We start from the raw sequence: 9,084 nt of genomic DNA, 5'->3' as shown, positions 1-9,084 counted from the left end.
TTGCGTGCGAATTCCCTTGTTCAATGTGCGAAACACGGTGCCTTGCGTGCGAATTCCCTTGTTCAATGTGCGAAACACGGTGTCTTACGGGCGAATCACTACTTTTGAACTAGCTAATCCAAAGCAATTTTATGCTTGCTCAAGCGCGGCAATTGCTTGCTGCACTTGCTGTTCTGTTAAATTATGTCTTACAATATAGCGATTGCGCTCATGCTTCGTACACTCAATTGTACAGCCGCCTAAATGCTTCGCTTCGTTTTCTTCTGACGTTAAAATTTGCTTGTTGCACTCTGGGTTGGCACAATTAATATAGCGCTCGCAAGGTGTGCCGTCGAAATGATCACGCCCAACAACAACATGCTCTACTTGGTTAATCGGCACAGTTAAACGCTCATCAAAGACGTACATTTGCCCGTCCCACAGCTGTCCTTTTGTTTCAGGGTCTTTGCCATAAGTGGCAATACCGCCATGCAATTGACCTACATCCTCAAAGCCTTCACGCTTTAACCAGCCCGAAAACTTTTCACAGCGAATGCCGCCTGTACAATAGGTTAGGACGCGCTTTCCTTCGAATAACTCACGGTTTTCACGTACCCATGTAGGCGTGTCACGGAAGTTATCGACTTCTGGACGAATCGCGCCACGGAAATGGCCGACATCATATTCATACGTGTTACGCACATCTAATACGACTGTATCTTCACGTTGCATTTGCTCTAAAAATTGCGCAGGGGATAAATATTCGCCTGTAATTTCATGCGGATTGACATCATCCTCTAAGCTTAAATTTACTAATTCAGGGCGTGGGCGCACATGCATTTTTTTGAATGCGTGACCTTCCACCTCATCAATTTTAAAGACAATCCCTTTAAATAATGGGTCGTTTTGCATCAAATCCATATAGGCATTTGTTGCTGCAACTGTACCAGAAACAGTGCCGTTGATCCCTTCTGTCGCGACTAAAATTCGCCCTTTTAGTTCAAGGTCTTTACACGCTTGTAAATGCTGCTCTGAAAATGCCGCAGGGTCCTCGATTGTTGTGTAAAAATAATATAATAAAACTCTGTAATCTTTCATTTCTAGTTCCACCTTATTTCGTGTTTGCAGGACACGTTTTTTTAAAGCCGTCGATAAGTATATCAAAAATGGACAAATAGTGCTATCCGTAATTCGGCTGAAGTTAATGCTATAATTTCGTTGAGGGGTGAGAAGAATGAAAATTGTGATTAGCCCAGATTCATTTAAAGGAACATTGACAGCGTTACAGGCTGCTGAAAGTATCGAGCGTGGCATTAAACAGCAAATGCCTGATGCGACAACGATTTTATTACCTATTGCGGATGGTGGCGAAGGAACATTGACGACGCTTGCACAGCAAATACATACAGCAAAGGTACTTGATCCACTTGGGCGAGAAATTAGCGCAAACTATGGCGTGTTAGGCGATGGCACAACATGTGTGATTGAAATGGCACAAGCTTCAGGCTTAACATTGCTGCGACCAGAGGAACGCAATCCTGCAATTGCTTCCAGTTACGGCACAGGGCAGTTAATTCGTCATGCGTTAAATCAAGGCTACAGGGAATTTATTATTTGCATCGGTGGCAGTGCGACAAATGATGGCGGTGTCGGAATGTTACGGGCATTAGGTTTGCGCTTATTAGATGAAACTGGCATTGAAGTGGAACAAACAATCGACGGCTTACACCATGTACATCGCTTAGATTTTACAAATTGGGATGAAAAAATTCAGCATGCGCACTTTTCGATTGCCTGTGATGTTGACAATCCACTCATTGGTGAAAAGGGCGCAACAGCGGTCTTTGGCAAGCAAAAAGGGGTACAAGACATCGCATATTTCGATGCGGCCCTAACAAAATGGGCGGACGTTGTTGAAACGGAAAAAGGCATCCGATTGCACAATTACAAAGGCGCAGGCGCTGCTGGTGGCATGGGCGGTGCATTAATCGCTTTTTTGAATGGACAGTTTTATCAAGGGATTGAGCTTGTGCTTGAACGGCTGCAATTTGTGAAAGCGATTGAGCGTGCCGATTTGATTATTACAGGTGAAGGGCAGTCAGATGCCCAAACTTTACATGGAAAAGCGCCATTTGGCGTTTTGACCTATGCGAAAAAACAAAATATACCTGTTGCTTTATTATCAGGTTCGATTGTGGAAGAAGATAGAGAGTTATTGGCCCAACATTTTGAGTTTTGTCGTGCTGTTGTACAACATGATGTGACAATAGCAATGGCGATGCGGGAGCCTGCAAAATATTTAACAAATGCTGCTTTTCATTTAATCGCTGACATTAGATGATTAAAATTTTCAAAATGGGGTAAAGTATAGTGTACTAACAATATAAAGGAGTTTTGATTGATGTCACAAAATTTAAACGCAAAATTAAATGAGCTTGTATCAACGTATTCTGTCTTGTATACGAAATTACACAATTATCACTGGTATGTAAGCGGACCATCATTCTTTACATTACATGATAAATTTGAAGAGTTGTACAATGAAACAACGGCGAATTTAGATGAATTAGCAGAACGAATTTTATCGAGGGATGCCAAGCCTGTTGCAACATTGCGTGAGCATTTAGCACAATCATTAATCGCGGAAGCTGAAGGGAAAGAAACAGCGGAACAAATGGTTGGGACAATCGTTGCAGACTTCAAAACGATTATGAACGCATTAAACGAAACGATGTCAATTGCTGGAGAAGAAGGCGATGACCGCACAGAGGACATGCTCAATGCAATGTACCAAAGCATTGAGAAGCATACGTGGATGTTAAACGCTTATCTTGGTGAAAGTGTAAGCGCGCAATAAGCATAAAGAGCCATGTGGAGCTATGTTTCCACGTGACTCTTTTTTAATTTGGTGCAACTAATTCAACTTTGATTCGATCAGGGTCTTCAAAATAAACAGCATAGTATTGCTCACCGCCAGCAAATGGGTGTTTCTTTGTATAAAGAAGGTGGATTCCCTTTTCTTGTAGCTTTGTTGTCATAGCATCCACATGTTCGCGTGAGTTTGCATGGAAAGCTAAATGGTTTAAGCCAACTCTGCATCGATGATACGGGATATCTAAAAATCTTTCTTCTGTTTGTACAAAAACAATATATGTATCTGCAAGTTTCCAACTTTGTCCAGTTTCCCATTTTTGAAAAGGTTCATAGCCTAGTTCTTCTAAAAACCAGCCCCAAAACTCGACGGAATGCGCCAAATTAGAAACATATAATTCGATATGGTGTAAAAGTCCTTTTGTCAATGCGATGCCTCCTCTTTTGAAAATTATAGCAAACTTTCATATTGACGAAAATAAAACCTTTCGCTAATATTTACGTTAACTTATATATTTTATAGGTTAACGTAAATGGAGGTATGTTTTGATGGAAGCTGTATCGAAAAGTACGACTTGGCGCACGGTAGATTTACTTTATTGCAGTGCATTTGCCACATTGATGATGGTTGGAGCGAATATTACGTCGTTTGTGCCATTTTTAGTGGCGGGTGGTGTACCTATTACATTGCAAACTTTTTTTGGTGTTTTAGCAGGGCTTGTGCTTGGGCGTGTGAAAGGGGCGGTTGCTTGTACGGTTTATATGTGTATTGGACTAGCAGGCGCACCCGTTTTTGCGAAATTCACAGGAGGGCCTGCCGCATTAGTTTCGCCGACATTTGGCTTTCTCGTTAGTTTTATTATTTGCGCTTATATTGCGGGGGCAATTGTTGAGCGTTACCAAACGAAAAAAGCTTATGTTGCAAGCGGTTTAATCGCGATGATCTTCATTTATCTGTTAGGCACGAATTGGCTGTATTTTGCTTACCAATTGTGGGCGGCAGCACCGGAGGGCTTTAGCTATAAAATGGCATGGGCATGGATGGTGCCACCGATGCCGAAAGATTTTATTTTAGCGATTGTGGCAGGCTTACTTGCTTATCGCTTGCAAAAGGTATTGCATATTTTACCAATCAAGTAGAGAGAAGGGGAAAACATGAACTGGCAGCAACTAGCGAATGATGTAATCGAGGGGAAAATGTTAACAAATGACGAGGCATTGGCGATTTTACATACGCCAGATGAGGAGCTACTACCGTTACTACATGGGGCTTATACCATTCGTAAGCATTATTACGGTCATAAGGTGAAGTTGAATATGATTATGAATGCCAAAAGTGGCTATTGTCCTGAAAACTGTGGCTACTGTTCGCAATCATCCATTTCAACAGCACCGATTGAAAAGTATCCATTTATTACGAAAGAGGAAATTTTAGCAGGTGCGAAACAGGCATTTGATAATCAAATCGGCACATTTTGTATCGTGGCGAGTGGGCGAGGCCCGACGCGCAAAGATGTTAATGTTGTTAGTGAGGCGGTTCAGGAGATTAAAGAAAAGTATGGCTTGAAGGTGTGCGCTTGTTTAGGTTTATTGAAGGACGAGCAGGCGGAACAACTGAAGGAGGCAGGTGTTGATCGCTACAATCATAATTTAAATACATCAGCTCGGCACCATGATTTTATTACGACATCGCATACGTATGAGGACCGTGTCAACACGGTAGAAATTGCGAAAAAGCATGGGCTCTCACCGTGCTCAGGTGCAATTGTTGGCATGAAGGAAACAAAGCAGGATGTTGTCGATATTGCGTATGCTCTGTATGCACTTGATGCAGATTCGATTCCAGTTAATTTTTTAAATGCGATTGATGGCACAAAGCTGGAAGGAACGAAGGAGTTAAATCCACGCTACTGCTTAAAAATACTGGCATTATTCCGCTATATTAATCCGACAAAGGAAATTCGTATTTCGGGTGGACGCGAAATCAACTTAGGCTCGCTACAACCGTTAGGACTCTATGCCGCAAACAGTATTTTTGTTGGTGATTATTTGACAACAGAGGGACAGGAGAAAAATAAAGATTATCAAATGCTGGAGGACTTAGGCTTTGAAATTGAACTAACAGCAAAGCAGCAGGAGCTTTGTCATCATTAAAAGCCAAAATGGCGAAGCGGATATTTGTGAAATTTCTAGTTCTAAAGTCATGATTCGCCCAGCGGACAAAGAAATTCGCCCAACCAATGTCTATTTTCGCCCGTTAAATAGTGAAGTTGGCTCCAATTAAACTCCAAAACAGGGTGTGTCATTTGGACACACCCTGTTTTTCTCCCAGTTAAAAGCTGGGCTTCTTCAATATTGTACACGACTATTTTATTTTGATTCAAAAGCATAGTGACAGACATTTTTTGATTTGGGTCGAACGCGATTTCAATAAATGTACCACGATCTTTCCCTTCAAAGCCCCCTCCCCTTAATACGGCAAGCGCTTGTGAAATATTCGTGACATAAATTCTATATATTTGTATAAAATCCCTCCTCTACATTTCATCGTAGCATGTTAGAAAATACTTTACAATTTAGCGAAAAGCATAAAATTACCGCTTTGTTTATTTTGAGATGCTTATTGTGTCATTTTATAGAAAAAATTAAATATTATTTCCTACTTTTTGCTTTAAAAGTATTAATAAATTAGAACTATTATTGTATGATGAAATAAAATATGGAAATTCGAGAGGGGTTTTGAAATGGTAAAGTCGATGAAATGGAAAATGATGTTTGAAATTATGCTTGTGGTTATCTTCGTTATTGGTGCATTCTCTATTTATATTTACCACACGACTTCTCAAAATATGAAGCGCAATGGGGAAGCATTAGTAGAGTCAGTTGCGATGGGAATGGAAGGCGCTATTCATTCCAGGCTGAAAGCGGAAGAAATTATGGAAAAGGAAATGCTTGGACAGTCGGTCATGGCATCTTACATTATTCATCAAGGAACTACATATGAAGATTTAAAAGAAATTGCTCAGCGCAGTGGAATTGACGAGATTTGGAGTACGGATAATAAGGGGAATACAGGCGTAACCTCAGTCGCTCCTTCAATTGAGTTTAATTTTGGTTCAGATCCAAACGGACAAGCTGCAGAATATATGCAGCTATTAGATGGTCGTGCACAGCAAATTGTCCAAAAGGCTCAAATTCGTGATATTGATAATGAATTTTATAAATTTGTTGGGGTTGGTGGCTGGGACTCTAGAAGCCCACAAATTATACAAGTCGCTCGTCACGGTCAGCAGCTTCTCGATTTAGAAGCGAGCATTGGTAGTGCGTATTATGTGAATGAGTTAAAGGAACATTTATCTGCTACGGTTTTGTATGCAGCGATGGTATCGGAGGCTGGAGAAGTGCTAGCTGCAACTTCTGAACAGCCATTAGCGGATTTAGGCTTTAATAGCCAGCATTTTGCTGATGAAGCATTAAACCAATGGACAGGCAAATATAATAATGAACGCGTAACACAGTATGTGAAGAAATTGTCAAACGGCTCTTATTTAGCCGTTTCTGTATCGAATGCAATTTTAACGAAAATCCAAGTTAGTACAGTCATCGCTGCACTTCTTGTGATAGCCGTTATTTTCATCGTGACAAATTTAACACTTTCAAGACAAGTTTCCCGTATTTTAGCAGTAAAAGGCTCACTGGAGGATATCGGACAGGGAGAGGCAGACTTAACGAAGCGTATTCAGGCGAACTCACAGGATGAAATTGGTCAACTAGTCGTTGCTTTTAATGCGATGATGGACAATTTCCAACAGATTATTCGAGATTTGCAACAAGAGGCAAATGATATTCAACATGCCACAACGACGATTCAACATAACGCGAGTCAAACATTACAAGCTTCACAAACGATTCAAGCACAGTCAGAGCAAGCGGCAGAGGGCTCAAGTAGGCAGCTAACGAGCACGCAAGAAAGTGCCTATGCAATGGGTGAACTAGCACAAGGAATCCAGCATATTGCAGAGGCCATTACAGAAATTTCTGCGATTTCTCGTACGACAGAGGAAAATGCCAATGGTGGCTTAGCGATTATGAATCAACTACAAAAACATTTAACCATGATTTATGAAAAAAATGATTCTTCCGTTGCGCGCACGGAACAATTAGCCAAGCTATCATCAACAATTGGTGACTTTACAAATGTAATTACAGACATCTCAAATCAGACGAACTTGCTTGCCTTAAATGCGTCGATTGAGGCGGCTCGTGCTGGTGAGGCTGGAAAAGGTTTTGCTGTTGTTGCAGATGAGGTACGTAAGCTAGCAGTGGATTCAAAAACTGCGGCGGAGCGAATTTCACAAGTCGTAACAAATGTTCAACTTGAAACGAATGAAATTGTGCAAGTGATTCGCTCGTTAGCCAGCGTTTTAGATGAAGGGCATCTGACGGCTGATAAAGTACAGCAATCTTTTGAAGGAATTAATGCGGATATTCGTTCATTAGCAGTCGAAGTAGACTCTGTTTCTGGTGCGGCACAGGAAATTGCAGCAAGCACACAGGAGGTAACAGCGACGATGGAGGATGTGTCTGGCTTAGCAAAACAAACCTCTGGCGGTATGAAGGAAATGGCTGAGCAAGTGAGCGACCAAGTCGAAAGCATGGACAATATGACAACTGCGATTACGCAATTAAATGACACGGTCAATAGCTTGAAGCGTGTTGCGGGTCATTATAAAGTATAAATGAACGGTTAATAAAAAATAAACATAAAGAGCATCGTCATTGTAGGCAGCTCCTTTTATTTTATCGTCGTGAGGAATTACACTGAAAGGACTAACTATAATAGATGAAAAAATGCTGGCCAATTTACTAGATAAAGCTAGTGTTGGCAGAGAAGCCATTGCATAGAAGAAGGGCGGAATTGTGTTGTTATGAGTGATTAGATAAAATGGAAAATAGGAAGACAGTTGGACGATGGAACCAATTGTAGTGGAGTTAGGTCAAAAGTAATGATTCGCTCAATGAATAACAAAATTCGCTCATCGAAACGCAGTTTTCGCTCATCCAATAGCGAAAATCGCTCAACAAACAAAGAAAATCGCTCAATAAGGGAAGGAGCTGTCTGGTTTTTCCGACAGCTCCTTCCACATTAATCCGCTTGAATTTCTTCAACTGTTTGCTCAACTTCCGCACGTGACATTTTCTCGCGACCATCGTGCATCGCCTTTAATGTTTTATGTGCTAAAGCGAGCGGTAAACGGCAGAATAGTAAGACTGTGCGTTTGTTAATGCTCTTCATATACTCGTCCGCCTTCGCTAAGTTTTCCTCCGCATAAGCGAATAGCTCAGGGCGCCCCCAACCATCTGGTACGAAGCTGACACCACGATCGTCTAAATCCTCCTGCTCGTTGCGTAAAATATTGACTGCCTGCAAGCCACGACCATAGCCAATCGCTAAATCACGCTCTGTTTCGATTCCTTCAAACTCATACCATAAGTCTGACAGCATGACACCGACAAGGCCTGCGACATAATATGTATAATCGTCTAAATCCTCGCGCGTCGCCACTTGCCAATTCGCCTTTGCCCATTTTGCCATACCCATCGCCATCTCGCTCGTTGCAGCTGTTACAAGTGGTAACGCTCTTGCGGGACATGCCTCCAACCAGTCAGCTAGGCGCACTGTGACTTCTGGCCATTTCTCCTGCTGCGGGGCAAGCAGTGCGGCATATTCATGCGCATCAAATGGCTTTTTTAATAGCTCACTTGTTGCTAGCAGTAACGCATGCTTTGTTTCATTATCAATTTCCTCATGGTCCTCAATTTCATCGATGGCACGCATTGCAAGATAAGCAGTCGCCACAGCCATCTTCAATTCTTTTTGTAAAAATGTTATCGGAATATAAAAAGTGCGGCTCGTCTCTTTTAAAACGCGCATTGCCTCTTTTTGAAGCACTTTATTTGTCATACCGACGCCTCCTCAAATATATACATCCTCTATCGTAACGCAAAATGGACGAAAGATAAAGTGAACCTTCAATCAGCAGGGACTACTACTGACTGCTAGTTTCACCAATTGGTAGTTGCCAGCATAGTTTATCTTATGTTTGAAATGGATGAAACTTCGCTTTTGGTACAGGAAACATTATCGCTAATGCTACACTTTCACGCAGAAGCGTAGCCCTGCACCTGTCGCTCCGCTTTCGGAGCAAAACTCATCTGCCGCTGTCACTTCGT

Annotated in this window: 8 protein-coding genes; 5 read left to right on the top strand and 3 right to left on the bottom strand. The window is 41.7% G+C overall.

Translation table 11 applies throughout. The features are described from left to right. Positions 1-129: 129 nt before the first annotated feature. Positions 130-1,077, bottom strand: a complete 948-nt coding sequence (gene trhO / locus C9J34_RS16670; protein WP_107841309.1) for an oxygen-dependent tRNA uridine(34) hydroxylase TrhO — start codon at positions 1,075-1,077, stop codon at positions 130-132. Between the two features lie 136 nt (positions 1,078-1,213). On the opposite strand from trhO, the gene C9J34_RS16665 reads away from it, so the two are divergent. Together C9J34_RS16665 and C9J34_RS16660 are read left to right on the top strand one after the other, a co-directional pair. Continuing rightward, positions 1,214-2,320, top strand: a complete 1,107-nt coding sequence (locus C9J34_RS16665; protein WP_107841308.1) for a glycerate kinase — start codon at positions 1,214-1,216, stop codon at positions 2,318-2,320. A 60-nt stretch (positions 2,321-2,380) separates the two neighbouring features. Next, positions 2,381-2,836 (top strand): Dps family protein, encoded by a 456-nt coding sequence (locus C9J34_RS16660; RefSeq protein ID WP_107841307.1) that lies wholly within the window; start codon positions 2,381-2,383, stop codon positions 2,834-2,836. Positions 2,837-2,879: 43 nt separating this feature from the next. Here the strand turns inward: C9J34_RS16660 and C9J34_RS16655 are convergent, their stop codons facing one another. After that, complete coding sequence (locus tag C9J34_RS16655; protein WP_107841306.1) at positions 2,880-3,278, bottom strand: VOC family protein; 399 nt, start codon at positions 3,276-3,278, stop codon at positions 2,880-2,882. A 121-nt stretch (positions 3,279-3,399) separates the two neighbouring features. Here C9J34_RS16655 and C9J34_RS16650 point away from each other — a divergent pair, with 121 nt between their 5' ends. The 3 genes from C9J34_RS16650 (at position 3,400) to C9J34_RS16640 (ending at position 7,589) form a co-directional block, all read left to right on the top strand. Then, a complete protein-coding gene (locus C9J34_RS16650) occupies positions 3,400-3,990 on the top strand; it encodes a biotin transporter BioY (RefSeq protein WP_107841305.1) in 591 nt (196 codons plus the stop codon). 15 nt (positions 3,991-4,005) lie between these two features. Then, on the top strand, positions 4,006-5,004 hold the full coding sequence (bioB, locus tag C9J34_RS16645) for a biotin synthase BioB (RefSeq protein ID WP_107841304.1): 999 nt from the start codon (positions 4,006-4,008) through the stop codon (positions 5,002-5,004). Between the two features lie 590 nt (positions 5,005-5,594). Then, positions 5,595-7,589, top strand: a complete 1,995-nt coding sequence (locus C9J34_RS16640) for a methyl-accepting chemotaxis protein (protein WP_107841303.1) — start codon at positions 5,595-5,597, stop codon at positions 7,587-7,589. A gap of 407 nt (positions 7,590-7,996) precedes the next feature. Here the strand turns inward: C9J34_RS16640 and C9J34_RS16635 are convergent, their stop codons facing one another. Continuing rightward, positions 7,997-8,815 (bottom strand): squalene/phytoene synthase family protein, encoded by an 819-nt coding sequence (locus C9J34_RS16635; RefSeq protein ID WP_107841302.1) that lies wholly within the window; start codon positions 8,813-8,815, stop codon positions 7,997-7,999. Between the last annotated feature and the right edge of the window lie 269 nt (positions 8,816-9,084).

This window comes from Metasolibacillus meyeri (assembly GCF_003049505.1).
In the GTDB taxonomy this organism is placed as follows: Bacteria; Bacillota; Bacilli; order Bacillales_A; family Planococcaceae; genus Metasolibacillus; species Metasolibacillus meyeri.
This window is presented reverse-complemented; position numbering and strand designations above follow the sequence as displayed.